Raw genomic sequence first — 22,730 nt, 5'->3', positions numbered from 1 at the left:
CCCTCGTAACACTTTGGAAACATCCTGTTACACTGATCTCATCCTGTAACAAATTGCGGTTCGATGCCATCCATAAAATCAAGGGCTTAGCCCGACTGGCACGTAAATCGCTAGTGTCATTGTTACAAGATGAGCGGCGAGCCACAGCCGCCAACGGCAGTGCCAGGGGGGAGTACGGCTCTTCGGGTCGAGAGTTACGCTAGCCGCGCTGCACGGATCAAAGGGCACGGGAAAATCCACGCGCTTTGGCGCGTTTTCAACAGGGGTGGCGCGGGGCCAGCGCCAGGTTAATCCATGGACCCACGCGACGGATGCATTCGTATCCGCCAGCGATGAATCACGCAGTACGGCAGTTCTTTTTCAGGCGCGGGCGTTTCCTTGCGGGGAGGCAAGGGACGCCCGCCGCACCTCACCACATCATTCCCGCTGGACCTGCGCGCCCACCTTGCGGTGCACCATCGAAAGTCCTTGTATCGTTCGCGTCCTAATCCATAATTATGAATTATGGGATCCGGGGCACACGCCATTGGATCCTCCATGCGATACAGGAGGAGGCATGCGCATCGTCCAGCAGGCGCTGTATCTGGAAGTGGCAGACCGGCTGCGCGCCATGATCGACGCGCATACGCTGGTGCCGGGCGCATGGATCGACGAAAGCGCGATGGCTGAAACGCTGGGCATCTCCCGCACGCCGCTGCGCGAGGCGCTCAAGGTGCTTGCCGCCGAAGGCCTGGTGCGGCTGGAGCCGCGCCGCGGCTGTTTCGTCAATGAACTGTCCGAGCAGGACCTCGACGAGATCTTCCCGCTGATGGCGCTGCTCGAAGGGCGCTGCGCCTATGAGGCCGCGCGCAACGCCACCCGCGCCGACCTCGACGCCCTTGACGGCTTGCACGCCGACCTGGCGCGCTATGCGCAGGCCGGCGATATCGACGCCTACTACGAGACCAACGCCCAGATCCATGAAGCGATCCAGCGGCTGGCGGGCAACCGCTGGCTGAGCGGGCTGATCAGCGACCTGCGCAAGGTGCTGCGGCTGTCGCGCCACAAGAGCCTGAAGCTGCCGGGGCGGATCCACGAATCCTGCGCCGAGCACCTGAGCGTGTTTGCCGCGCTCAAGGCGCGCGACCCGGAAGGCGCCGAAGCCATGATGAAGACCCACTTGCTGCGCCAGCGCGCCGCGCTGCAGGCACTCGATAACGGCGGCGCTGCGATGGCGGCGGACGTAACCGACCTGACCGACCTGACCGACCGAACCGACAGAACCGACGCGGAGGCGGCCGTGCGCGCCCCGCCGGCCTTGCGCGTGGCGGGCGCCGAAGACTGACTCCCGCACACCGACACGCCAGCCACAGTTTTCCCCACGTTCACATCGATGCATCAAGGCAGGTACCGCATGAACTCCTTCGATACGGGTGACCAGAAGATCAGCGCGCCGCTGGGCGAAAGCGAGCCGTCCAGCTCCAATATCCTGTCGCGGCTGGGCCGCTGGTGGGGACGCAAGGGCGAGCCCGACGCCAAGCCCAATGGCGATGCCAGGGCCGCCACGCCGGCCGATGGCGAGGCGCCGCTGCCGGCGCGCGTGGTGCGCCGCCAGCGCGAGCAACTGCGCCTGTGCTTCGATGCGCGCCTGACCGACGGCGCCGCCAATGCCGCGGCGCAGGCCTGGCAGGCCGAATACGAAGCCGCCGGCGAAGCCACGCGCCGCGGCATGCTGGCGGTGCTGGCCGAGGTGGCGAGCAGCGGCAGCGAAGACGCCTCGGCCGATGGCGACAAGGCCGCGCGCGCTGGCCAGGCGCAGTCCAACGCCCGCATCCGCTTCTTCAAGCGGCTGGCCGCGCTGCATGGCCAGCGCGGCAACAGCGCCTGCGGCCTGCATTTCCTGATCCAGCTGCGCGCCGACATGCTGCGCTGGCAGCGCCGCATGCCCGGGCTGCGCCCGCTCGACGACGATCTCGAGGCGCTGTTCTCGAACTGGTTCGACGTCGGCCTGCTCGAGCTGCAGCCGATCACCTGGGACTCGCCCGCGTCGCTGCTGGAAAAGCTGATCCGCTATGAGGCCGTGCACGAGATCGCCTCGTGGACCGACCTGCGCAACCGGCTCGATTCCGACCGCCGCTGCTACGCCTTCTTCCACCCGCGCATCCCGCGCGAGCCGCTGATCTTCGTCGAGGTGGCCTTTGCCCCGGAGATGGCCGCCGACGTCCATACCCTCCTGGACGAAGCCGCGCCGCTGGAAGACCTGCGCCGCGTCAAATGGGCGATCTTCTATTCGATCAGCAATACGCAGGCGGGGCTGCGAGGCGTCAGCTTCGGCAACTTCCTGCTCAAGCGCGTGATCGAGGAAGTGCAGCGCGAATTCCCGAAGGTCAAGCAGTTCGCCACGCTGTCGCCGATCCCCGGCTTTGCCGACTGGCTGCGCAAGCAGGACGGCGAGGCCGTGGCGCGCGTGCTGGGCGACAAGCGGCTGGCGCGCTGGAGCGAGCGCCACGGCGACGCGCCCGCCGACGGCGCGGCGTGGCTGGAGGCGCTGGCGCCGGATGCCGCCGATGCCGTGGTGCGCGACACCGCGCTGACGCTGGCCGCGCATTTCCTGGTGCGCGAACGCAACCAGTCGATGCCGGCCGACCCGGTGGCACGTTTCCACCTTGGCAACGGCGCTTGCGTGGAACGGCTCAACTGGGGCGCAGACCTGTCGCGCAAGGGCCGCAGCCAGAGCTGCGGCATGATGGTCAATTACCTTTACGTGCCCGAGGCGCTGGATGACAATCTGGCACGCCTGGGTGCAGGCAACCCGCGCATCAGCCGCAGCGTCGGGAAGCTGCTGTGACCCTGGTCCGGTCACGGGAATCGCCCTTGCCCTTGCACCCGCGGCGCATGGCGCGCCGCGTCGTTTTGTCGGGAGCCAAGTCGTAGAAGCAAAGCCAGCCGCGCAGTGCCCATGCGGGCGCGCGCGGCCATCAGATTGACTTTCCAGAAGAGAGAGGAGACAAAGATGAATCGTCGTCAGTTCAGCCTGGCCGCCTGCGCGCGCGCAGCGGGCCTGGTCCTTGGCGTGGCCGGCATCGGTGCCGGCGCCATGCTCGCCGCCCCCGCGCACGCCGATACCTGGCCGTCCAAGCCGGTCACCGTGATCGTGCCGTTCCCCGCCGGCGGCGGCACCGACGCCTTCGCGCGCCCGCTGACCGCGCAGCTGTCCAAGCAGCTGGGCAAGCAGTTCGTGATCGACAACCGCGGCGGCGCCGGCGGCACGGTCGGCGCCAGCCTCGCGTCCAAGGCCGCGCCGGACGGCTACACCGTGTTTATCGGTGGCGCCCACCACGCCATCGCGCCGTCGTTCTACAAGAAGCTGGATTACGACATCGAGAAGGATTTCATCCCGGTCACGGTGATCGCGCAGCCGCCGCAGGTGGTGGTGGTGAATCCCAACCGTGTCAAGGCCAACACGCTGCAGGAGCTGATCGCCTACGCCCGCGCCAACCCCGGCAAGCTCAACTACGGCTCGGCCGGCAACGGCTCGTCGCACCACCTGGCGGGCGAGCTGTTCAAGATCCAGACCAAGACTTTTATTACCCATATCCCCTACAAGGGCGCCGGCCCGGCATTGTCCGACCTGATCGCGGGCCAGGTCGACCTGATGTTCGACGGGCTCGGCTCGTCGGCGCAGCATATCCGCGCGGGCCGCATCAAGGCGCTGGCGGTGGCGTCGAACAAGCGCTCGCCCGCCTTCCCCAACGTGCCGACCGCGGCCGAGGCCGGCGTGCCCAACTATGAGGTGTCGACGTGGTACGCGATGTGGGTGCCCAAGGGCACGCCGAAGGACATTGTCGACCGCCTCTACGCCGAGACCGAGAAGGCGCTGAACTCGCCAGAGCTGAAGCAGGTCTGGCTCAACAACGGCTCGGAAACGCCGGCGTTCACGCCGGAGCAGTTCGGCCAGTTCCAGCACGCCGAGATCCGCCGCTGGGCCCAGGTGGTGCAGCAGTCCGGCGCCAAGATGGACTGACGCAAGGTTATGGCCATGCCGATCCGAAGCCGGGGGATGCGCCCATGAGCGGCACCGTGCGTTTTGCCACGCAGGGCACCACCGCCACCGTGACGCTGGCGCACGCCGGCAAGCTCAACGCCATTTCCGCGCAGATGTGGCGCGAGCTGGCGGCGGGCTTTGCGCGGCTGTCGGCGGATACCTCGCTGCGCTGCGTGGTGGTGCGCGGCGCCGACGGCAACTTTGCCGCCGGCGCCGACATTGCCGAGTTTCCCGCCGAGCGCGGCGACGAGGCCGCGGTGCGCCACTACCACATGGCCACCATCGCGCCCGCGCTGGCGGCGGTGGCGCAATGCACGCATCCCACCGTGGCGATGATCGAAGGCGTGTGCGTGGGCGGCGGGCTGGAAATCGCCTGCCATTGCGACCTGCGCATCGCCGCGTCGGACAGCCGCTTCGGCGTGCCGATCAACCGGCTCGGCTTCCCGATGGCGCCCGGCGAGCTGCAAGGCCTGCTGGCGCTGGCGGGCCGCGCCGCGACGCTCGAGATCCTGCTCGAGGGCCGCGTCTTCGATGCCGCCGAGGCGCGCGACAAAGGCCTGCTGACGCGCGTGGTCGAGCCCGCCGCGCTGGCCGCCGAGGTCGACGCCACGGTGCGCCGCATCGCCGCCGGCGCGCCCGCCGCGGCGCGCATCAACAAGGCCACCATCCATCGGCTGGCGCCATCGCCGGCGCCGCTGTCGCCGGCCGACCTGGACGCGCATTTCGCCTATGCCGAAGGCGCGGACCACGCCGAAGGCGTCGCCGCCTTCCTGGCGGGCCGGCCTCCACAGTTCCGGGGGGAGTAGGGCGCGCCGACGGCACTGCTTCCCATCATCGATGTCTTCGCTTGTTCCAGCCCGCTTAGTTCGCTTACTTAGCCCGCTTTTTCAGCCTTTCGTTCGCTCCCTGCCATGAACGCCAACCTGTTCGCCCTGTTCGAATCCCGCTTCCCCGCTGACCGTACCGCCTGCTGCATCGAGACGCACGACGGCCTGTACTACAGCTGGGACGACCTTGACCGCGCCACCGCCAAGCTGGCCAGCCTGCTGGCTTCGCTGCACCTGCCCGAAGGCGCGCGCGTGGCGGTGCAGGTGGAAAAATCGCCCGAAGCGCTGTTCCTGTACCTGGCCACGCTGCGCGCCGGCTATGTCTACCTGCCGCTGAACACGGCCTACCAGGAGGCCGAGATCGACTACTTCGTCGGCAATGCCGAGCCGTCGGTAGTGGTCTGCAGCAGCAAGAATTTCGGCTGGGTCTCCAAGGTCGCGTTTCGACACGGCGTGAACCATGTGTTTACGCTGGACGACGACCGCAGCGGCTCGCTGCTGTCGCGCGCGGCGGGCAAGGCCGACACCTTCGAGACGGTGGCGCGCGCCGACGATGACCTCGCCGCCATCCTCTATACCTCCGGCACCACCGGCCGCAGCAAGGGCGCGATGCTGAGCCATCGCAACCTGGCCTCCAATGCGCAGACGCTGCACGAGTTCTGGGGCTGGCGCAGCGATGACGTGCTGCTGCACATGCTGCCGATCTTCCATGTGCACGGCCTGTTCGTCGCCTCGCATGGCGCGCTGCTGGCCGGCGCCAAGATGATCTGGGCGCCCAGGCTCGACATGGCGCAAGTGCTGAAATTCCTGCCGCGCTGCACCGTGATGATGGGCGTGCCGACCTACTACGTGCGCATGCTGCAGGAGCCGCGCTTCGACGACGATACCTGCCGCCGCATGCGCCTGTTCGTATCGGGCTCGGCGCCGCTGCTGCTGGAAACCTTCGACGCCTTCCGCGAGCGCACCGGCCATACCATCCTCGAACGCTACGGCATGAGCGAGACCGTGATGCTGGTGTCCAACCCGTATGACCCGGCGCTGGGCGAGCGCATCGGCGGTACCGTGGGCATGCCGCTGCCGGGGGTGTCGGTGCGCGTGGTCGACGGCGACGGCAAGCGCTGCGCGCCTGGCGAGATCGGTAATGTCGAGGTGCAGGGCCCGAACGTGTTCCAGGGCTACTGGCGCATGCCGGAAAAGACCAGGGAAGAGTTCACCGACGACGGCTGGTTCAAGACCGGCGACGTCGGCCGCTTCGGCGGCGCCATCGTCAGCCAGGCAGGCGAGCGCGCGGTGCCGGACCGCTACCTGACCATCGTCGGGCGCAGCAAGGACCTGATCATCTCGGGCGGCTACAACGTCTACCCGAAGGAAATCGAAAGCTTTATCGACGAGATGCCGGGCGTGGCCGAGAGCGCCGTGATCGGCGTGCCGCACGCGGATTTCGGCGAGGCAGTGGTGGCGGTGGTGGTGCGCAAGCCCGGTGCCGACATCGACGAGGGCGCGCTGATCGGCACGCTCAAGGGCCGCATCGCCAATTTCAAGGTGCCCAAGCGCGTGCACGTGGTGGACGAGCTGCCGCGCAATACCATGGGCAAGGTGCAGAAGAACGTGCTGCGGGAGAAGTTTGCGGGGCTGTGAGGGGGCCTTGGGATATGCTAGTGAATTCGATCGATCGCTGCGGGTTTGCTCCCCTCTCCCGCTTGCGGGAGAAGGGCAGGGGGTGAGGGCGGGCGCCGGCATACCGACGCCCTGAACTTCGTCGAAGCTCCTGGCCCTCTCCCCAACCCTCTCCCGCAACCGGGAGAGGGAGTACACCGCCGCAAGCCTGGACGCCTTCCCTACTTCAGTATCTTTACTTCAGCATCTGCACCGACCCGTTCACCGATACCGTGACCTGGGTCTTGCCGCCTTCGACCGGCACCGGCACCGCGGCGTCGGCCATCATGGCCTTGGCGGCGCCGTACATGCGCGGCACCGGCGGCACCATGCCGGTCTCGTTTACGTTGACTTCACGGATGGTGTAGCTGTTGTAGCCGAACAATTTGGTGGTGGCCTGCGCCTTGCTGCGGAACGAGGCAATGGCCTGCTCGGCCAGCTTGGCTTCGGCGGCCTCGCGCGCTTCGCGCGACAGCGAGAAGGCGATGTTCTGCACCTGCATCTGGCTGGCAAGCTCGCCCGCAAGTTTGGACACCGCCGAGAAATCGCGTGACTTCAGGATGACCTCGGAGCGCCCGCGCCAGGTGCTGATACGGCCGTTGCGGTCGGTGCTTGGGTGGATGGTGAAGCCGCCGGATTCGGCGGTCACGCCCTGCACGCGGCGGGCCTGCGTGATGACCGTCTGGGTCCGGGTCGACAGGGCCGAGGAAATCGCCGCCGGTTCCGCGCCTTCCTGCTCCGCGGCCAGCGTCAGGTGCACGATATCGGTCGGCACTTCGGTGACGGCCTGCGCGGTCAGGGATAGCACGCCCGACGGCGTTTCGGTGGGACCGCCGTGCGCCGAGGCGACGACGGCGGTGGTGCCGAGCAGGGTGGCGGCGAGCCATTGTTTCATGTGATTCTCCCAATCAAAACGTGATGGGTATCAGACGTGGCCGCCGGGGCGATCGTTCCGCGACATTGCAAACGATTGTTGCGGTGGCGCCGCGCGCATGGTCTGGCTTCCCCCGTGCGGGTGACGCGGGTCGTCAGAACGCCTGCCAGGCCTTCCACAACATATACGTGGCCAGGCACAGCAGCAGCACCGCAAAGATCTTGCGCAGCTGGCCCACATCCATGCGGTGCGCGGTGCGCGCACCCAGCGGCGCGGTCAGCACGCTGGCCGCGGCGATCACCAGCAGCGCAGGCAGGTAGAGATAGCCGAGCGAGGCCGCCGGCAGTCCGGGCGCGTGCCAGCCGCTCCAGATATAGCCCGCCACGCTGGCCGCGGCGATCGGGAAGCCGAGCGCGGCCGAGGTCGCCACCGCGTTATGGATCGGCACATTGCACCAGGTCATGAACGGCACCGAGACAAAGGCGCCGCCCGCGCCCACCAGGCTGGACAGGAAGCCGATCACGCCGCCCGCGCCGGCCATGCCGGCGAAGCCCGGCAGCTGACGCCCCGGCTTGGGCCGGCGGTTGCGCAGCATCTGCAGCGCCGAGAAGCCGACGAAGCCCGCGAACGCCAGCGACAGCCAGCTGGTCTTCAGCGCCGCGAAGACCTTGCCGCCGCCGACCATGCCGCCGATCACGATGCCGGGCGCCAGCGCCAGCACGATCGGCCAGCGCACGGCGCCGCGCTGGTGGTGCGCGCGCACCGACGACAGCGAGGTGAACAGGATGGTGCCCATCGAGGTGGCGATCGCCATATGGACGATGGCTTCGCCGGCAAAGCCCAGGCTGGTGAACAGCAGCGTCAGGAACGGCACCATCATCATGCCGCCGCCCACGCCGAGCAGCCCGGCGCAGAAGCCGGTGAAGGCGCCCAGCGCGAGCAGGGCGGGGATCAGCACCGGCAGGTTGTCGAACGGCATCGTGTCAGCAAGTCGTTGTTATTGTCGTCAGCCTTGCCGCGCAAGGCCTGGTTGGATGCGGCAGCGCCGGCCGCTCAGTCCATCAGCTTGCCGGTGATATAGCGCCATTCCGCCGGCGTCACCGGCGTGATCGAGAGCCGGTTGCCGCGCCGGAGCACCACCATGTCGGCCAGCGCTTCATGTTCGCGCAGCTCGGCCAGCGGAATCAGGCGGCTCTTGCGTTCGAAGCGCACGTCGACCAGCAGCCAGCGCGGCGCCTCGGCCTTCGAGGCAGCGTCGAAATACGGGCTCTTGCGGTCGAACTGCGTGGGGTCGGGGTAGGGCGCGGAGCAGACCTCGGCCAGCCCGGCGATGCCGGGCTCCGGGCACGACGAGTGGTAGAACAGCACGCCGTCGCCGATCTGCATGGCGTCGCGCATGAAGTTGCGCGCCTGGTAGTTGCGCACGCCGGTCCACGGCAGCGTCCGTTCGCGGGCCAGGTCGTCGATGCTGGCTTCGTCCGGTTCCGATTTCATCAGCCAGTACTGGCGGGCGCGTTGGTTCTGGTTAGGGCTCACGGCGCTGCTCAGGAAAGGAAGGCCCGCGCCTGAAACACGGGCAAGCATGCGGGCAAAGAACAAAGGCAAAGAAAAAGGCGATGGTTCAGAAAACCACCGCCTTTTAGGGGGTCCCCGCCTCGGCCGCTGGGTCGGCATCCTGAACCCAAGTGAGGTTCAGAGTGGCTGCGGAAGTCGCATTTCGGGTACATCATCCACTCAGGGAGTCCAGGCCAGGCCCGGACTATGAATGCGACGACGCGCTCGCCCACGCGACATAATCCCGCACCATGCAATGCATATCGGTTCAAGGAGTTTATGACCCTCACGAACCAGGCAGGGAAACTGTCAAACGTCTGACTGTCCACGTGCTGGATGTCAGACGTTTGCCGTTTCTAACAAGGATGGGATGAAAACGGCGGCCAGGCGCGATAACCTGACCTGTCAGCTGCACTTCTGTGGTGCCTCGTGCAGTCTGGCTACACTATACACCGCGTTGCAGGGCATACCAAGTGTGCTCGCGCGCGTCGTTACATTTTGTGCGGCAGCGCGGCATCCGCAGCACATCCCACCCCCTGGCGCTCAGCCGCGCGTACCGGTGCCCACGTGGGCATATTGCCGCAGCGCTTCGTCGGCGCGATCGTTCAGTTCGCGGATGCGCGCGCGGATGGCGTCGACCGGGATCGCGCCCTCGGCCTGCTGCTTGCGCTGCAGCGACAGCAGGTCCGAGGCGATGCTGATGGCGGCCATCACCGCCACGCGCTCGACGCCCTTGGCCGCGCTGCCGCTGCGCAGCTTGTTCATCTGCGTGTCGACCAGGGCCACGGCCTCGAGCAGCGCCGCCTCGTTCTCGGGCGCGATGGCGAAGCGGTAGGCCTGGCCGGCGATGTTGACTTCGACTTGCTTGTTGCTCATGCGTGTTCTCCGGGGGCCTTGTGCGCCTCGGCGCCCTGCGCCACGGCCTCTTCGCCGAGCAGGTCGAGCTGGCGCGTGTCGCTGGCGGTGGGCAGCTTGTCAAGGATGGACTGGATGCGCAGCTGCGCTTCCTCGATCTTGATATTGAGCAGTTCGCGGTCGGCGGCCATGGCCTCGCGCTCGCCGCGCAACTGCGCGGCTTCGCCCTCCAGCCGCGCGATCTCGTCGCGCAGCCGCTGGTTCTCCGCCGCCAGGGTGTCCGCATGGTGCAGCACGCGCCCGATCTTGGCGGCCAGTTGTTCGAGTTCGGTGAGCATAGGGCCTGTCATGATGGGAGTAGTGTCAGGTATCGCGATTCTAGCCGATGCGCCGGCATGCACAATGCGGAGGAAAGGTTTGTGACCGGCCGCCCGCATGGAAGTTGCAGGCTTCTGCACCCAAGACGCCGCGAGAGTGTGACAAAACGCTACCAGACGGGCCATGCGCGCGGTGGGGTCGTCGCGTTGACGCGGGGGGCGAAACGCCATAGACTCGCGCACGTTCCAGGTGCTCGCCCTTTTCGTCCCTGGCGAAAGGGCAGTTCAACGGGAAACAGGGAGCCGGGCCGGCTGCGCGCCGGACAGGCCAACCTGTGCTGCCCCCGCAACGGTAAGCGACCGCGGTGCGCATGCGTCAGCCACATCGCTGGCGAGGCCCGATCCGTCATCGGATGCCAGGCCACATGCCCGCAGGACCGGCCACACGCCACTGAACCGCAGGTTCGGGAAGGCGCCGGTTCCGTGTCGCCAGCCCGGATACCGGCCTGAACGCGGGCTGCCGCCCGTGCGCGGCACGCCTCATCGCCATATGGCCCGCGGGGGAACGGGCCCGGCCGTTCCTATCCAGTCCTGCATCATGCGTTCATCGCTTCACAGGTCGACCCGCCCGGCAAGCCCGGCGGTGCGTCCGTCCGTGCCCGCCATCCTGGCGGCCATGGCCTCGCTCACCCTCGTTCCCGGGGCCGCTTCCGCCCAGGCGGCGGACAGCCGCACCGCGCAGCTCGCGCCGGTGGTGGTCACATCCACCCGCACCGCGCAGTCGATCACCGAGGCGCTGCCGCACACCACGGTGGTCACGCAGCAGGACATCGCCAATACGCAGGCGCCGGACCTGCGCACGCTGCTGCGCAGCCAGGCCGGCGTCGAGTTCGCGACCAACGGCGGCATGGGCAGCAATACCTCGCTGTTCATGCGCGGCGCTAACTCCAACCAGACCCTGATCCTGGTCGATGGCGTGCGGGTGTCGTCGGCCAGCAGCGGCACCGCGCAACTGGCCAATATCCTGCCCGACCAGATCGACCGCATCGAGGTGGTGCGCGGCAACGTCTCGGCGCTGTACGGCTCGGACGCGATCGGGGGCGTGGTGCAGATCTTTACCAAGAGCGGCGCGGGCCAGGCGCCGGCAGCCAACGCCGCGGTCGAGTACGGCAGCAACAATACGCGCCAGGGCACGGTCGGCTATGGCGGCCAGGTCGGCGACACCTCGTTCAACCTGACCGGCTCGGCGTTCAAGACCGACGGCTTCTCGTCGATCAATACCAAGCAGGCGCCGCGCGCCAACCCCAACGACAACCCGTACGAGAACCAGAGCGTGTCGGGGCAGGTGAAGCACCGCTTCACGCCCAACTGGGATGCCGGCATCACCGGCTACTACTCGAAGAGCAAGCTGTCGTTCGACAGCGCCTTCGGCCGCCCCACCGACGAGAATCGCACCAACAGCGAGCTGTACACGCTGTCGGCCTTCGTCAACGGCAAGCTTGGCGCGGACTGGACCACGCATTTCAAGCTGTCGCAGAGCGAGGACCGCAGCGATACCTTCCTCAACAGCAGGCCCAACGGCACCTTCAATACCCGCAACCGCCAGTTCAACTGGCAGAACGAATACGCGCTGGCCGCCGGCCACACGCTGCTGTTCGGCACCGATTACCTGCAGCAGGAGCTGGATTCCAGCGCCTACGGCGCGCCCACGCGCAATGTGTTCTCGGTGTTCGGCGGCTATGACGGGCGCTTCGGCAAGCACCAGCTGCAGCTCAACGCGCGCAACGACCACTATTCCGACTTCGGCAACCAGGGCAGCTTCTTCGCCGGCTACGGCTACAACCTGACCGACGCCTTCAAGCTGATCGCCAGCGTCAGCAATGCCTTCCGCGCGCCGACCTTCAACGAGCTGTACTACCCCAACTTCGGCCAGCCCAACCTGCAGCCCGAGCGTGCCAAGTCGGTCGAGGCCGGAGTGCAGTACACCACCGCCAGCGCCGGCCTGCTGCGCGTGACTGCGTTCGAGACGCGCTACCACGACCTGATCGTGTCGGCGCTGCAGCCCAGCGGCATGTTCCTGGCGCAGAACGTCAACCAGGCCAGGGTGCAGGGCATCGAGGCGTCGTGGCGCGCCAGCGTCTACGGCACCGACATCGGCGCCAGCGTGACCTTCCAGAACCCGGTCGACGAGCAGACCAACACCCAGTTGCTGCGCCGCGCGCGCCGCCATGCCGCGCTGGACGTGGGCCGTAATGTCGGCAACTGGCGCTTCGGCGGCGAATGGCTGCTGTCGTCGTCGCGCATGGACTCCGGCTCGCGCCGGCTGGGCGGATACGGTATCGTCAACCTCAACGCCCGCTACAACATCGACAAGCAATGGTTCATCGCCGCCCGCGTCGAAAACCTGTTCGACAAGGACTACCAGCTCGCCTACCCCTACAACACGCAGGGGCGCGCGGGCTTCATCACGCTGGGCTGGCGCCAGCGATGAGCGCGCGGGCGCGCCATGTCTGAGTTCCGGAAGGCGGCGGCGATCTGGCTGGTGCTGGCAGTGGCGGCGCTGCTGGCGTTCGCCTTGTCGCTGGCGCTCGGCAGCGTTTCCCTCGATGCACGCCAGCTGTGGCTTGCAATCAGCGGCGCCGACACCGGCACCGCCGGCGCCATCGTGCATGAGCTGCGCCTGCCGCGCGCGGCCGCGGCCTTCGCCTGCGGCGGGCTGCTGGCCCTGTCCGGTGCGCTGATGCAGGTGCTGCTGCGCAACCCGCTGGCCGAGCCCTATGTGCTGGGCGTATCGGGCGGCGCCTCCACCGCCGCGCTGCTGGCGATGCTGGCGCTGGCGCCGTGGTGGGGCGTGCAGGCGGCTGCCGCGATCGGCGCGTTGCTGGCGATGGTGTTGGTGGCCTCGCTGGCGCGGCGCGACCTGCTGCATCCGCAGGTGCAGGGCGGCCATCGCGAGGCCGGCGCGCGGCTGCTGCTGACCGGCGTGATCCTGGCCGCCGGCTGGGGCGCGGTCATTACACTGATCCTGTCGGTCGCGCCGGAGTCGCGGCTGCGCGGCATGCTGTTCTGGCTCACCGGCGACCTCGGCGGCACCGCCAGCTACGGCGGCGCGCTCACCATGCTGGTGGCGGCGCTGCTGCTGGCCATGCCGATGGCCCGCGCGCTCAACGTGATGCTGCTGGGCGAGACCGTGGCGCAGTCGCTGGGCGTGCGCGTCGGCCGCGTGCGGCTGGCGACCTTCATGCTGGCATCGCTGTGCATTGCCGCGGCCATCACCACCGCCGGCTCGATCGGCTTTGTCGGGCTGGTGGTGCCGCATCTGGTGCGGCTCGCCTGGGGCAACGACCAGCGCCTGCTGCTGCCGGCCGCGACACTGCTGGGCGGCGCGCTGCTGATGGCGGCCGACCTGATCGCGCGCACCGTGGTGGCGCCGGCGCAGTTGCCGGTAGGGGTGATCACCGGGCTGCTGGGCGTGCCGACCTTCCTGTACCTGTTGTTGCGGAGGCCGCGATGAGCTCGGGCGCGCACTGGTCCGTTCCGCTCGCTGCCTGTCCGCGTTTGGCGCTGCGCGAGCTGCGCCTGCGCACCAGCCAGCGCGTGCTGGTGGAGCGCCTGAGCCTGGCCATCGGCCCGGGCGAGCTGTGGTGCATCGCGGGCCCCAACGGCGCCGGCAAGTCCACGCTGATGACGGTGCTGGCCGGATTGCGCCACGCCGACGGCGGCAGCGTCGAGATCGACGGCACCGCGCCAGCGCTGGTCGACCCCGCGTTGCTGGCGCGCCAGCGCGCCTACCTGCCGCAAGCGGTGCACGATACCTTCCCGATGCCGGTGCTCGACGCCGTGCGCGTGGGCCGCCATCCGCACCTGTCCGGCTGGGGCTGGAGCGGACGCGAGGATGACCGCATCGTGCACGACGTGATCCGCGCCATGGATATCGAGGCGCTGGCCGCGCGCGATGTGCTGACGCTGTCCGGCGGCGAGCGCCAGCGCGTCTCGCTGGCTGCGGCGCTGGCGCAGCAGGCGCCGCTGCTGTTGCTGGACGAGCCGGTCTCGCACCTGGACCTGCGCCACCAGATCCTGGTGCTGGAGCAACTGGCGGCGCTGGCCAGGGCGGGGCGCCATGCCATCGTGGTGATCCTGCACGACCTGACGCTGGCGCTGCGTTACGCCACCCACGCGCTGCTGATGGCCGAAGACGGCACTGCGCTGCACGGCCCCGCCGCGCAGGTGCTGACCCCCGAACACTGCTCGCGCGCGCTGCGCACCGCCATCGTCAGCGTCAGCGACGGCGTGCATACCGCGCTGATTCCCGATGGCGCGCGACCGACCACACCGAATTCACACCATGACTGAAAACCACAACCCCGCCGAGCAGAACCCCGACCGCGATTCCCGCCACAAGGCGCGCATGGTGCGCAAGAAGGAAGTCATCGACGCCAAGATCGCCGCCGCGCAGGACGAGCGCGGCGTGATCGTCATCACCACCGGCAACGGCAAGGGCAAGTCCAGCTCCGGCTTCGGCATGGTGGTGCGCGCGCTCGGCCACGGCATGCGCACCGGCGTGGTCCAGTTCATCAAGGGCGCGCAGCCCACCGGCGAAGAAATGTTTCTGCGCCGCTTTCCCGACGAATGCGCCTTCCACGTGATGGGCGAGGGCTATACCTGGGAAACCCAGGACCGTGCCCGCGACGTGGCCAAGGCCGAGGCCGCGTGGGAGGTGGCGCGCGCCATGCTGCGCGATCCCGGCATCGGCCTGGTGCTGCTCGACGAGCTCAACATCGCGCTCAAGCTGCACTATCTTGAGGTGGAGCAGGTCATCGCCGACCTGCGCGCGCGCCCGCCGATGCAGCACGTGGTCATTACCGGCCGCGGCGCGCCGCCGGCGCTGGTGGAGGCGGCCGACACCGTCACCGACATGACCCCGGTCAAGCACGCGTTCCAGCAGGGCATCAAGGCCCAGCGCGGCGTGGAAATGTAGCCCGTTTTCTTTCTGAGTATCCGCATCATGCAGTTTCCCGAAATTCCTCCGCTCGACGATGCGCTGCGCCCGGCGCTGCAGGCCGCTATCGACGACAAGACCAAGCCGCTCGGCGCGCTCGGCCGGCTTGAAGCCTTGGCCCTGCAGCTGGGCCTGATCCAGGGCAGCGCGCGGCCGGTGCTGAGGCGGCCCACGGTGATCGTGTTCGCCGCCGACCATGGCGTGGCCGACGCCGGTGTCAGCGCCTACCCGGCGGAGGTCACGGCGCAGATGGTGCAGAACTTCCTGGCCGGCGGTGCGGCCATCAATGTGTTCTCGCGCCAGCACGGCATCGCGCTGGAGATCGTCGACGCAGGCGTGCGCGTGCCGCTGCCGGCCGCGCCGGGGCTGGTCAATTGCCGTATTGCCGACGGCACCCGCAATTTCGCCAACGAGCCGGCGATGACGCCGGAGCAAGCCGCCGCGGCGATGACCGCCGGCATGGCACGCGTGCTGCGCCATGCGCAGCAAGGCTGCAACGTGATCGGCTTCGGCGAGATGGGCATCGCCAATACCTCGGCCGCGGCCTGCCTGATGCAGCGGCTGACCGGCCTGCCGCTGGAGGACTGCATCGGGCGCGGCACCGGTCTGGACGACGCCGGCCTGGCGCGCAAGCGCGAAGTGCTGGCCGACGCGCTGGCACTGCATGCCGAGGCGCAGGCACCGCTGGACGTGCTGGCCACCTTCGGCGGCTTCGAGATCGCGATGATGGCCGGCGCCTTCCTGGCCGCCGCGGCCAGCCGCATGGTGATCCTGGTCGACGGCTTTATCGCCACGGCCGCGCTGCTGGTGGCGCAGCGGCTGCATCCCAACGTGCTGCAGTACTGCGTATTCACGCACTGCTCGCACGAGCGCGGCCACCGCGCGCTGCTGGCGCAGTTCGACGCCGCGCCGCTGCTGGCGCTGGACCTGCGCCTGGGCGAAGGCACCGGCTGCGCGCTGGCATGGCCGCTGCTGGCCTCGGCCGCGGCGTTCCTGAACGAGATGGCGACCTTCAGCGGCGCCGGCGTCAGCACCGCATCGCCATGAGCGCGCCAACCGACCCGGTGCCCCTGCCCGAACCCGGCCGCGAACCACGCCGCCCTGCCGGCGTGGCCGGCGAACTGCGCTATTTCCTGACGGCGCTGGGCTACTTCACGCGCGTGCCGCTGCCGGGCTGGCTGGCGCGCTGGGTCGGCTTCGAACCGCACTACCTGCATGCTGCTGCACGCTACTTCCCGCTGGTCGGGCTGCTGGTGGGCGGCGCGGGCGCGCTGGCCACCTGGGGCGCGGCGCTGTGGTGGCCGCCCGGCGTGGCCGTGCTGCTGGGCATGGCCGCGACGCTGCTGCTGACCGGCGCCTTTCATGAGGACGGGCTGGCCGATTGCGTCGATGCCTTCGGCGGTGCGTGGCAGCGCGACGACGTGCTGCGCATCATGCATGATTCGCGCATCGGCGCGTTCGGCGCGATCGCGCTGGTGGTGGCGCTGCTGCTGAAGTGGCAGCTGCTGGTGGCGATCGCCGGCCACGGCGGCATCGCGGTGCTGCTCGCCGTACTGGTCGCCGCGCATGCCGCCAGCCGCGCGATGGCGGTCAGCTATCTCGCCACGCTGGCCTACGTGCGCCCCGAAGGCAAGGCCAAGCCGGTGGCGCAGAAGCTGGCCGGCGCTGGCCTGGCGTTCGCGCTACTGTGCGGGCTGGTGCCGCCGTGGCTGGTGTCGCCGGGGTTTGGCGCAGCGGCGGTCGCAGCGTTGCTGGTGCTGCGCCTGCTGCTCGGCCGCTACTTCGTGCGCCGCATCGGCGGCTATACCGGCGATTGCCTGGGCATGGCCCAGCAATGCGCCGAAATCCTGCTCTACCTGGTGGCCGCGGCATGGACGTGGTCCTGATCCGCCATGCGCAGCCGCAGGTCACTGCAGGTACCTGCTATGGCTGCCTGGACCTGCCGCTGGTCGCGCCGCTGACGCCGCCTGCCGCGCGCATCGTGGCCGGCCTGCCGGCACCGGATCGCATCGTGGCCAGTCCGCTGGCACGCGCGCTGGGCACGGCGCAGGCGCTGGCCCAGGCGTGGCCCGGCGGCTTGCCGGACATCGACACCGAACCAGCCTTGCGCGAGATCGACTTCGGCAGCTGGGAGGGCGTGGCCTGGGATGCGATCGACCGCGGCGCGCTCAACCAGTGGGCCGACGACCTGCTGCATGCGCGTCCGCATGGCGGCGAATCGCCGGCACAGGCGATGGCGCGGGTGGTCGGCTGGGCCGCGACGCTGGCCGGCGAGCCCGCGCAATGCCTCTGGGTGGTCGGCCATGCCGGGCCGATGCGCATGCTGGCGGCGCACTGGCTGGGCGTGCCGCTGTCGACCACGGTCAACTGGGAGCTGGGCTTTGGCGCCAGCTGCGGCTTCAGGCTGGGGCAGGGGGGGGCGCGGCTGGCCTGGTGGAACCGCGCCGGCTGATCAGCGTGCCGGCCGGCGGCTGCGCGCGGTGTCGAGGTCCTTGCACAGTTGCGCCGCGCCCTGCACCACGCGCGGGCCGGCACGGTTGAGCAGGTCGCCGTCGATCACGAACAGGTTGTTGCGCGCCACCGCCGTGACCTGCTTCCAGCGCCGCCACATCTCGAAATCCGGCAACGGCTGGTCCGAGCGCGTGGCGCCCATGCCCGCCGTCACCATCGCTTCGGGATTGCCCGCGATCACCGCTTCGACCGATACGGTCGGCACCAGCGGCGCCTCGGCCGCGAACAGGTTGCGGCCGCCGCACAGCGCCAGCATGTCGCTGACCAGGTGCTGGCCATTGAGCGTCATCAGCGGCTGCTGCCAGACCTGGTAGAACACCGTCACCGGCGGGCGCGCGGCGTAGGTCTTGCGCAGCGTTTCCACCTGCTGGCGGAAGTTGTCCGCGGCGCCCCGCGCGGTGGCCTCGGTGCCCAGCAGCGTGCCGAGTTTTTCGATGTTGTCCGGGATCGCGGTCAGCCTGCGCGGCTCGCTGTAAAAGATCGGGATGCCGAGCGCGCGCAGCCGGTCGGTCTGCTTCTGCGCATTGCCGTGGCGCCACACCACGATCAGGTCGGGCCTGAGCGCGGCGATGCGTTCCAGGTCCAGCGCCTTGTTGTCGCCGACGCGCGCGATCGCGAGCGCCTGCGGCGGGTAGTCGCTGTAGTTGACGGTGCCGACGATGCGGTCGCCCGCGCCCGCGGCGAACAGCATCTCGGTGACGTGCGGCGCCAGCGAGACCACGCGGCGCGCCGGCTGCGCCAGGGTCACGGTCTGGCCGGCGTCATCGATGACGGAGACCGTGGCGGTGGCGGGCAGCGCCGCGAGCAACAGGGCGGAGGCGATGACAGGGATCAGGCGGTTCGGCATGGCATGCGTCAGAGGTCAGGCAACGGCCGCCAGCGCCGCGTCCAGCCGCTGCCAGGCCAGGGGCTGGTCCGGCGGCAGGCCAAGGCGCAGGCTCGGCGCGCAGCCGCCGGCGGCATCGAAATAACGGGTCCAGACGCCGTGCTGTGCCAGCTCGTGGTGCAGCCGTGCCGCGTCGCGATGCGGAACCCAGCAGAACAAGGGATGCATCACCGGCGGCAGGCCGTGGCGGTCGAGCAGCGCGGCCAGCCGCGCCCCGCACGCTTGCAGCCGGTCACGCGTGGCGTGCTGCCACGGCTGGTCGGCCAGCGCGCGGCGTGCCACCTCGCGCGCGGGGCCGGCGACGGTCCAGTGGCCCAGGCGCGCGTGCAGTGCGTCGAGCAGCGCCGGCTGTGCCAGCACGAAGCCGCAGCGAATGCCGGCCAGCCCGTAGAACTTGCCGATCGAGCGCAGCACCACCAGCCCGGGCTGTGCGCTGTGCGCGGCGACGGAAGCGCCGGGCAGGCAATCGATAAAGGCTTCGTCGACCAGCAGCGTGCCGCCGCGCGCGGCCAGCGCGCCATGCCAGCGCAGCAGCGTTGCGGCGGGAATGACGCGCGCGGTCGGGTTATTCGGGTTGACGACGACCAGATGATCGAGCGCGTCGGCCAGATCAGGCCGGGTGAAGTCGGCTTCGTCCAGCAGCACCACGGTGTGCCCCGCGGCGGCGAACGCCGGCGCGTATTCGCTGTACCCCAGCGCGGCGATGCCGACGCGACCCCGGCGCAGCAGCGCCGGCAGCGTGCGGATCGCGGCCTGCGAGCCGGCCACCGGTAGCGCATGGGGCGCGCCGCATGCCGTCGCGGCCAGTTCGGCCAGGCCGTCGTCGTCCTGCGGCAAGCGTTGCCACACCTGCGGCGGCAGCATCGGCACCGCATAGCCGTTGGGGTTGATGCCGGTGGACAGGTCGAGCCAGTCGTCGGCCGGGCGGTCGTAGCGGCGCACCGCGGCGAGCAGGTCGCCGCCATGGCGGATCGGGGGCAGGGCGGTGCTCATGCCGGTGCGGCGACCATCACCGGGACCACCAAGGCGGCGAGTGCGCTGGCTGCCGCCAGTGCCAGCCATAGCCATAGTGTGCGGTCGACCAGCCGCAGGCAGGCCATCACATGCGCCGCCTGCGGCGCGGTGCCGGCGCCCAGCGCCGGGCGTGGCTCGATTTCACCGTGATAGCGCGCCGGGCCGCCGAGCCGCACGCCGACGGCGCCGGCTCCCGCGGCCATCACCGGGCCGGCATTGGGACTCGACCACGCCGGCGCCTGCGTGCGCCAGCAGCGCAGCGCCTGTGCGGTGGCGCCGAGCAGCGCATACGACAGCGCGGTCAGCCGTGCCGGCACCAGGTTGAGCGCATCGTCGAGGCGCGCCGCGGCCCAGCCGAAATACACCAGCCGCGGCGTGCGGTAGCCCCACATCGCATCGAGCGTGTTGGCCAGCCGGAACACGATCACGGCCGGCGCGCCGCCGACCAGGAACCAGAACAGCGCGCCGAACACCGCGTCGTTGCCGTTTTCCAGCGCCGATTCGCAGGCGGCGCGCGCCAGCGCCTCGGCGTCGGCATCGGCGGTGTCGCGCGAGACGATGCGCGCGGTCAGCGTGCGCGCGGCGGGCAGGTCGGCCGCGCCCAGCGCGCCGGCGATCGGCGCGATATGCTGGTGCAGGCTGCGCGCGCCCAGCGCCGCGCACAGCGCCAGCGCATGCAGCGCCAGCGCGGCGAGCGGATGCCAGCGGGCCGCCGCGGCCACCAGCCACCATGCCAGCGCGGCCGGGACCAGCACCAGCACGCACCAGCCGGCCAGCCCGGCCAGGCGCTGGCGCCATGGCGCACGACGTTGCGAGGGAGGGTTGAGGCGGCGTTCCAATGCGGCCGCGATGCGGCCGAAGCCCACCAGCGGATGCCAGCGGCGCGGCTCGCCCAGCCAGCGGTCCAGCAGTGCCCCGATCCATGCCGCTGCCACGCATGCCGGCCAGGCCAGCATCAGCATGCGGGATCGGGCCCCTTTACCGCCACCGGGATGCCCGCCACCAGCAGCCGCACGCAGTCGGCCGCGGCAGCCAGCTTCTGGTTCAGGCGGCCCAGTTCATCGACATAGAAGCGGGTGATGGCGCCCATCGGAATCACGCCGAAGCCGATCTCGTTCGAGACCAGGATCACGTGGCCGGGCAGCGTCGGCAGCGCGTTGAGCAGTGCCTCGATTTCTTCGGTGAACGCCGCCGGCGGCGTGATGACGCCATGCTCGGGATAGCTGCGGCCATTGGGGAAGAGCAGATTGTTGATCCACAGCGTCATGCAGTCCACCAGGATGCAGCCGTCGTGGCGCGCGTTGGCATAGAGCGCATCGGCCAAGTGCACCGGCTCTTCCACCAGGCGCCAGTCGGCTGGGCGGCGCGCGCGGTGCAGGGCGATGCGGACCTCAAGCTCTTCGTCAGCGCGGGCCGGGTCCTGGCGCGCGGTGGCAATGTAAGTGACCGGCCCGCCGGTGATGGTGGCGTGGTCGGTGGCGAGCTGCTCGGCAAAGTGGCTCTTGCCGGAGCGGGCACCGCCAAGCACCAGCGTCAGCTGGCGCCCGCCAGACCCGCTGGAGGCGGCACGCGGCTGGGCGGCTGGCGCGGTGGCGGGTGCGATGGCCGGGGTTTCCATCCGCGTATTGTAGCCGCCGCATCCGGGCATGGCACGGCCCGCGTGCGGCGCGGTGCGATAATCCGCCGATGCAACCCGACTCTTCGCAATCCCTGCGGCCGGGTGCCCTGCGCGGCACTCTGATGGTCCAGGGCACCACCTCCGATGCCGGCAAGAGCACCATCGTCGCGGGCCTGTGCCGGGTGCTGGCCCGCGCGCGAACGCGCGTGGTGCCGTTCAAGCCGCAGAACATGGCGCTGAACAGCGCCGTCACCGCCGACGGCGGCGAGATCGGCCGGGCCCAGGCGCTGCAGGCGCAGGCCGCCCGGCTGGCGCCGCATACCGACATGAACCCGGTGCTGCTCAAGCCCAGCAGCGACACCGGCGCCCAGGTCATCATCCACGGCCGCGCGCGGCTGGACCTGGATGCGCGCGCCTACCACGCCTACAAGCCGCAGGCGATGCAGGCGGTGCTGGCCTCGCACGCGCGCCTGGCGCAGGCCTACGAGGTGGTGCTGGTGGAGGGCGCCGGCAGCCCGGCCGAAGTCAACCTGCGCGAGCGCGACATCGCCAACATGGGGTTTGCCGAGCAGGTCGACTGCCCGGTGGTGCTGGTCGCTGACATCGACCGCGGCGGCGTGTTCGCGCACCTGGTGGGCACGCTCGATTGCCTGTCCGACAGCGAACGCGCGCGCGTGACCGGCTTCATTATCAACCGCTTCCGCGGCGATATCGGGCTGCTGGAGCCAGGGCTGGACTGGCTGGTGGCGCGCACCGGCAAGCCGGTGTTCGGCGTGCTGCCGTACCTGCACGGCCTGCACCTGGACGCCGAGGACGCCATCATCGGCGCGCAGGCCGATGGTGGCCAGGCCGCGCAGCGCCTGCGCGTGATCGTGCCGGTCCTGCCGCGCATCGCCAACCATACCGACTTCGACGCGCTGCGTGCACACCCGCAGGTGGACCTGCAGTTCGTCGGCCCGGGCCGGCCGATTCCGCCGGCCGACCTGGTGGTGCTGCCGGGCAGCAAGAACGTGCGCGGCGACCTGGAGTTCCTGCGCGCCCAGGGCTGGGACGCGGCGCTGGCGCGGCACCTGCGCTACGGCGGCAAGCTGATCGGCATCTGCGGCGGCATGCAGATGCTGGGGCGGCAGGTGCACGATCCCGATGGCCGCGAGGGCCCTGCCGGCAGCAGCGCAGGGCTGGGCTGGCTCGATTACGACACCACGCTGGCCGCCGACAAGCAGCTGCGCCAGGTGCGCGGCCGGCTGGCCCTGGACCCTGACGGCGCACCGGTGCGCGGCTACGAGATCCACCTCGGCGTCACCACGGGCAAGGGCCTTGAGCAGCCGGCGCTGTGGCTGGCCAGCGGCGACGGCACCATGCGGCCGGACGGCGCGCGTTCGGCCGACGGGCAGGTGCTGGCCACCTATGTCCACGGCTTGTTCGACGATCCCGCCGGCTGTCAGGCGCTGCTCCGCTGGGCCGGGCTGGACCAGGCGCAGGTGGTCGATCTCGACGCGCTGCGCGAAGCGTCGATCGAGCGCCTGGCCGACACCATGGCCGCGCACCTGGACCTGGCGGCGCTGCTGGCGCCGTTGCAGCGCTGACGTCGCCAC

The 22,730-nt window shown here is 69.7% G+C and carries 22 protein-coding genes, 1 other RNA gene and 1 riboswitch; of the genes, 13 read left to right on the top strand and 10 right to left on the bottom strand.

The window, feature by feature from the left end:
• The first annotated feature begins 556 nt into the window (after positions 1 to 556).
• The 5 genes from ACEI37_RS23610 (at position 557) to ACEI37_RS23590 (ending at position 6,489) form a co-directional block, all read left to right on the top strand.
• On the top strand, positions 557 to 1,324 hold the full coding sequence (locus ACEI37_RS23610) for a GntR family transcriptional regulator (RefSeq protein ID WP_373378393.1): 768 nt from the start codon (positions 557 to 559) through the stop codon (positions 1,322 to 1,324).
• Positions 1,325 to 1,393: 69 nt separating this feature from the next.
• Positions 1,394 to 2,827, top strand: coding sequence for a malonyl-CoA decarboxylase domain-containing protein (locus tag ACEI37_RS23605; RefSeq protein ID WP_373378392.1), 1,434 nt, complete (start codon positions 1,394 to 1,396; stop codon positions 2,825 to 2,827).
• 165 nt (positions 2,828 to 2,992) lie between these two features.
• Positions 2,993 to 4,003 carry a Bug family tripartite tricarboxylate transporter substrate binding protein gene (locus tag ACEI37_RS23600; RefSeq protein WP_373378391.1) on the top strand — a complete coding sequence of 337 codons (1,011 nt, stop codon included), beginning with the start codon at positions 2,993 to 2,995 and terminating at the stop codon, positions 4,001 to 4,003.
• 44 nt (positions 4,004 to 4,047) lie between these two features.
• Entirely contained in the window at positions 4,048 to 4,830 is a 783-nt protein-coding gene (locus ACEI37_RS23595) for an enoyl-CoA hydratase/isomerase family protein (RefSeq protein WP_373378390.1), read from the top strand.
• A gap of 105 nt (positions 4,831 to 4,935) precedes the next feature.
• Entirely contained in the window at positions 4,936 to 6,489 is a 1,554-nt protein-coding gene (locus ACEI37_RS23590; protein WP_373378389.1) for a malonyl-CoA synthase, read from the top strand.
• Between the two features lie 214 nt (positions 6,490 to 6,703).
• Here ACEI37_RS23590 and ACEI37_RS23585 read toward each other — a convergent pair whose 3' ends face one another.
• The 6 genes from ACEI37_RS23585 to ACEI37_RS23560 form a co-directional block, all read right to left on the bottom strand.
• A complete protein-coding gene (locus ACEI37_RS23585) occupies positions 6,704 to 7,402 on the bottom strand; it encodes an SIMPL domain-containing protein (RefSeq protein ID WP_373378388.1) in 699 nt (232 codons plus the stop codon).
• A 133-nt stretch (positions 7,403 to 7,535) separates the two neighbouring features.
• Entirely contained in the window at positions 7,536 to 8,360 is an 825-nt protein-coding gene (locus tag ACEI37_RS23580; RefSeq protein ID WP_373378387.1) for a sulfite exporter TauE/SafE family protein, read from the bottom strand.
• A 74-nt stretch (positions 8,361 to 8,434) separates the two neighbouring features.
• The gene (locus ACEI37_RS23575) at positions 8,435 to 8,917 is read right to left on the bottom strand and encodes an EVE domain-containing protein (protein WP_198036204.1); all 483 of its coding nucleotides are present in this window, start codon (positions 8,915 to 8,917) and stop codon (positions 8,435 to 8,437) included.
• Between the two features lie 107 nt (positions 8,918 to 9,024).
• Positions 9,025 to 9,242, bottom strand: a non-coding RNA gene (ssrS, locus tag ACEI37_RS23570) — 6S RNA.
• Positions 9,243 to 9,478: 236 nt separating this feature from the next.
• Entirely contained in the window at positions 9,479 to 9,811 is a 333-nt protein-coding gene (locus tag ACEI37_RS23565) for a cell division protein ZapA (protein WP_062801552.1), read from the bottom strand.
• On the bottom strand, positions 9,808 to 10,128 hold the full coding sequence (locus tag ACEI37_RS23560) for a hypothetical protein (protein ID WP_012353681.1): 321 nt from the start codon (positions 10,126 to 10,128) through the stop codon (positions 9,808 to 9,810). Before ACEI37_RS23560 ends, ACEI37_RS23565 begins: the two co-directional genes overlap by 4 nt.
• Positions 10,129 to 10,338: 210 nt before the next feature.
• Positions 10,339 to 10,632, top strand: a riboswitch (cobalamin riboswitch).
• 73 nt (positions 10,633 to 10,705) lie between these two features.
• Between ACEI37_RS23560 and ACEI37_RS23555 the strand changes: the two genes are divergently transcribed.
• Genes ACEI37_RS23555 through ACEI37_RS23525 form a run of 7 tightly spaced genes read left to right on the top strand, consistent with a single transcriptional unit; the run spans position 10,706 to position 17,558 of the window.
• The gene (locus tag ACEI37_RS23555; RefSeq protein ID WP_373378386.1) at positions 10,706 to 12,598 is read left to right on the top strand and encodes a TonB-dependent receptor domain-containing protein; all 1,893 of its coding nucleotides are present in this window, start codon (positions 10,706 to 10,708) and stop codon (positions 12,596 to 12,598) included.
• Between the two features lie 15 nt (positions 12,599 to 12,613).
• Positions 12,614 to 13,621 (top strand): FecCD family ABC transporter permease, encoded by a 1,008-nt coding sequence (locus ACEI37_RS23550; RefSeq protein WP_373378385.1) that lies wholly within the window; start codon positions 12,614 to 12,616, stop codon positions 13,619 to 13,621.
• Positions 13,618 to 14,460 (top strand): ABC transporter ATP-binding protein, encoded by an 843-nt coding sequence (locus tag ACEI37_RS23545; RefSeq protein ID WP_373378384.1) that lies wholly within the window; start codon positions 13,618 to 13,620, stop codon positions 14,458 to 14,460. Before ACEI37_RS23550 ends, ACEI37_RS23545 begins: the two co-directional genes overlap by 4 nt.
• Positions 14,453 to 15,085 (top strand): cob(I)yrinic acid a,c-diamide adenosyltransferase, encoded by a 633-nt coding sequence (cobO, locus tag ACEI37_RS23540; protein WP_373378383.1) that lies wholly within the window; start codon positions 14,453 to 14,455, stop codon positions 15,083 to 15,085. The genes ACEI37_RS23545 and cobO overlap by 8 nt, the downstream gene beginning before the upstream one ends.
• A 27-nt stretch (positions 15,086 to 15,112) precedes the next feature.
• A complete protein-coding gene (gene cobT / locus ACEI37_RS23535) occupies positions 15,113 to 16,153 on the top strand; it encodes a nicotinate-nucleotide--dimethylbenzimidazole phosphoribosyltransferase (protein WP_373378382.1) in 1,041 nt (346 codons plus the stop codon).
• Positions 16,150 to 16,992, top strand: coding sequence for an adenosylcobinamide-GDP ribazoletransferase (locus ACEI37_RS23530; protein ID WP_373378381.1), 843 nt, complete (start codon positions 16,150 to 16,152; stop codon positions 16,990 to 16,992). The genes cobT and ACEI37_RS23530 overlap by 4 nt, the downstream gene beginning before the upstream one ends.
• Positions 16,977 to 17,558 carry a histidine phosphatase family protein gene (locus tag ACEI37_RS23525; protein ID WP_373378380.1) on the top strand — a complete coding sequence of 194 codons (582 nt, stop codon included), beginning with the start codon at positions 16,977 to 16,979 and terminating at the stop codon, positions 17,556 to 17,558. Before ACEI37_RS23530 ends, ACEI37_RS23525 begins: the two co-directional genes overlap by 16 nt.
• Here ACEI37_RS23525 and ACEI37_RS23520 read toward each other — a convergent pair whose 3' ends face one another.
• From ACEI37_RS23520 to cobU, 4 genes are read right to left on the bottom strand one after another with little or no spacing between them, the layout of a single operon-like run.
• On the bottom strand, positions 17,559 to 18,464 hold the full coding sequence (locus ACEI37_RS23520; RefSeq protein WP_373378379.1) for a cobalamin-binding protein: 906 nt from the start codon (positions 18,462 to 18,464) through the stop codon (positions 17,559 to 17,561).
• A 15-nt stretch (positions 18,465 to 18,479) separates the two neighbouring features.
• Positions 18,480 to 19,496, bottom strand: coding sequence for a threonine-phosphate decarboxylase CobD (cobD, locus tag ACEI37_RS23515; RefSeq protein ID WP_373378378.1), 1,017 nt, complete (start codon positions 19,494 to 19,496; stop codon positions 18,480 to 18,482).
• Positions 19,493 to 20,479, bottom strand: coding sequence for a CobD/CbiB family cobalamin biosynthesis protein (locus tag ACEI37_RS23510; RefSeq protein WP_373378377.1), 987 nt, complete (start codon positions 20,477 to 20,479; stop codon positions 19,493 to 19,495). Before ACEI37_RS23510 ends, cobD begins: the two co-directional genes overlap by 4 nt.
• A complete protein-coding gene (gene cobU, locus ACEI37_RS23505) occupies positions 20,473 to 21,165 on the bottom strand; it encodes a bifunctional adenosylcobinamide kinase/adenosylcobinamide-phosphate guanylyltransferase (protein WP_373378376.1) in 693 nt (230 codons plus the stop codon). Before cobU ends, ACEI37_RS23510 begins: the two co-directional genes overlap by 7 nt.
• Positions 21,166 to 21,203: 38 nt before the next feature.
• On the opposite strand from cobU, the gene ACEI37_RS23500 reads away from it, so the two are divergent.
• The gene (locus ACEI37_RS23500; RefSeq protein ID WP_373378375.1) at positions 21,204 to 22,721 is read left to right on the top strand and encodes a cobyric acid synthase; all 1,518 of its coding nucleotides are present in this window, start codon (positions 21,204 to 21,206) and stop codon (positions 22,719 to 22,721) included.
• Positions 22,722 to 22,730 lie beyond the last annotated feature (9 nt).

The organism is Cupriavidus nantongensis (assembly GCF_041726985.1).
Taxonomy (GTDB): domain Bacteria; phylum Pseudomonadota; class Gammaproteobacteria; order Burkholderiales; family Burkholderiaceae; genus Cupriavidus; species Cupriavidus nantongensis_A.
The sequence above is the reverse complement of the archived record's forward strand: the minus strand, read 5'-3'. Positions and strand labels throughout refer to the sequence as shown.

Excerpts from the sequence above, each read along its gene's own strand:
- ACEI37_RS23520 (WP_373378379.1), bottom strand. The coding sequence starts at position 18,464 with ATGCCGAACCGCCTGATCCCTGTCATCGCCTCCGCCCTGTTGCTCGCG.
- ACEI37_RS23545 (WP_373378384.1), top strand. The coding sequence starts at position 13,618 with ATGAGCTCGGGCGCGCACTGGTCCGTTCCGCTCGCTGCCTGTCCGCGT.
- ACEI37_RS23610 (WP_373378393.1), top strand. The coding sequence starts at position 557 with ATGCGCATCGTCCAGCAGGCGCTGTATCTGGAAGTGGCAGACCGGCTG.
- ACEI37_RS23595 (WP_373378390.1), top strand. The coding sequence starts at position 4,048 with ATGAGCGGCACCGTGCGTTTTGCCACGCAGGGCACCACCGCCACCGTG.
- ACEI37_RS23585 (WP_373378388.1), bottom strand. The coding sequence starts at position 7,402 with ATGAAACAATGGCTCGCCGCCACCCTGCTCGGCACCACCGCCGTCGTC.
- ACEI37_RS23555 (WP_373378386.1), top strand. The coding sequence starts at position 10,706 with ATGCGTTCATCGCTTCACAGGTCGACCCGCCCGGCAAGCCCGGCGGTG.
- ACEI37_RS23590 (WP_373378389.1), top strand. The coding sequence starts at position 4,936 with ATGAACGCCAACCTGTTCGCCCTGTTCGAATCCCGCTTCCCCGCTGAC.
- ACEI37_RS23550 (WP_373378385.1), top strand. The coding sequence starts at position 12,614 with ATGTCTGAGTTCCGGAAGGCGGCGGCGATCTGGCTGGTGCTGGCAGTG.
- ACEI37_RS23525 (WP_373378380.1), top strand. The coding sequence starts at position 16,977 with ATGGACGTGGTCCTGATCCGCCATGCGCAGCCGCAGGTCACTGCAGGT.
- ACEI37_RS23580 (WP_373378387.1), bottom strand. The coding sequence starts at position 8,360 with ATGCCGTTCGACAACCTGCCGGTGCTGATCCCCGCCCTGCTCGCGCTG.
- ACEI37_RS23600 (WP_373378391.1), top strand. The coding sequence starts at position 2,993 with ATGAATCGTCGTCAGTTCAGCCTGGCCGCCTGCGCGCGCGCAGCGGGC.
- ACEI37_RS23510 (WP_373378377.1), bottom strand. The coding sequence starts at position 20,479 with ATGCTGATGCTGGCCTGGCCGGCATGCGTGGCAGCGGCATGGATCGGG.
- ACEI37_RS23565 (WP_062801552.1), bottom strand. The coding sequence starts at position 9,811 with ATGAGCAACAAGCAAGTCGAAGTCAACATCGCCGGCCAGGCCTACCGC.
- cobU (WP_373378376.1), bottom strand. The coding sequence starts at position 21,165 with ATGCCCGGATGCGGCGGCTACAATACGCGGATGGAAACCCCGGCCATC.
- cobD (WP_373378378.1), bottom strand. The coding sequence starts at position 19,496 with ATGAGCACCGCCCTGCCCCCGATCCGCCATGGCGGCGACCTGCTCGCC.
- ACEI37_RS23530 (WP_373378381.1), top strand. The coding sequence starts at position 16,150 with ATGAGCGCGCCAACCGACCCGGTGCCCCTGCCCGAACCCGGCCGCGAA.
- ACEI37_RS23605 (WP_373378392.1), top strand. The coding sequence starts at position 1,394 with ATGAACTCCTTCGATACGGGTGACCAGAAGATCAGCGCGCCGCTGGGC.
- ACEI37_RS23560 (WP_012353681.1), bottom strand. The coding sequence starts at position 10,128 with ATGCTCACCGAACTCGAACAACTGGCCGCCAAGATCGGGCGCGTGCTG.
- ACEI37_RS23500 (WP_373378375.1), top strand. The coding sequence starts at position 21,204 with ATGCAACCCGACTCTTCGCAATCCCTGCGGCCGGGTGCCCTGCGCGGC.
- cobO (WP_373378383.1), top strand. The coding sequence starts at position 14,453 with ATGACTGAAAACCACAACCCCGCCGAGCAGAACCCCGACCGCGATTCC.
- cobT (WP_373378382.1), top strand. The coding sequence starts at position 15,113 with ATGCAGTTTCCCGAAATTCCTCCGCTCGACGATGCGCTGCGCCCGGCG.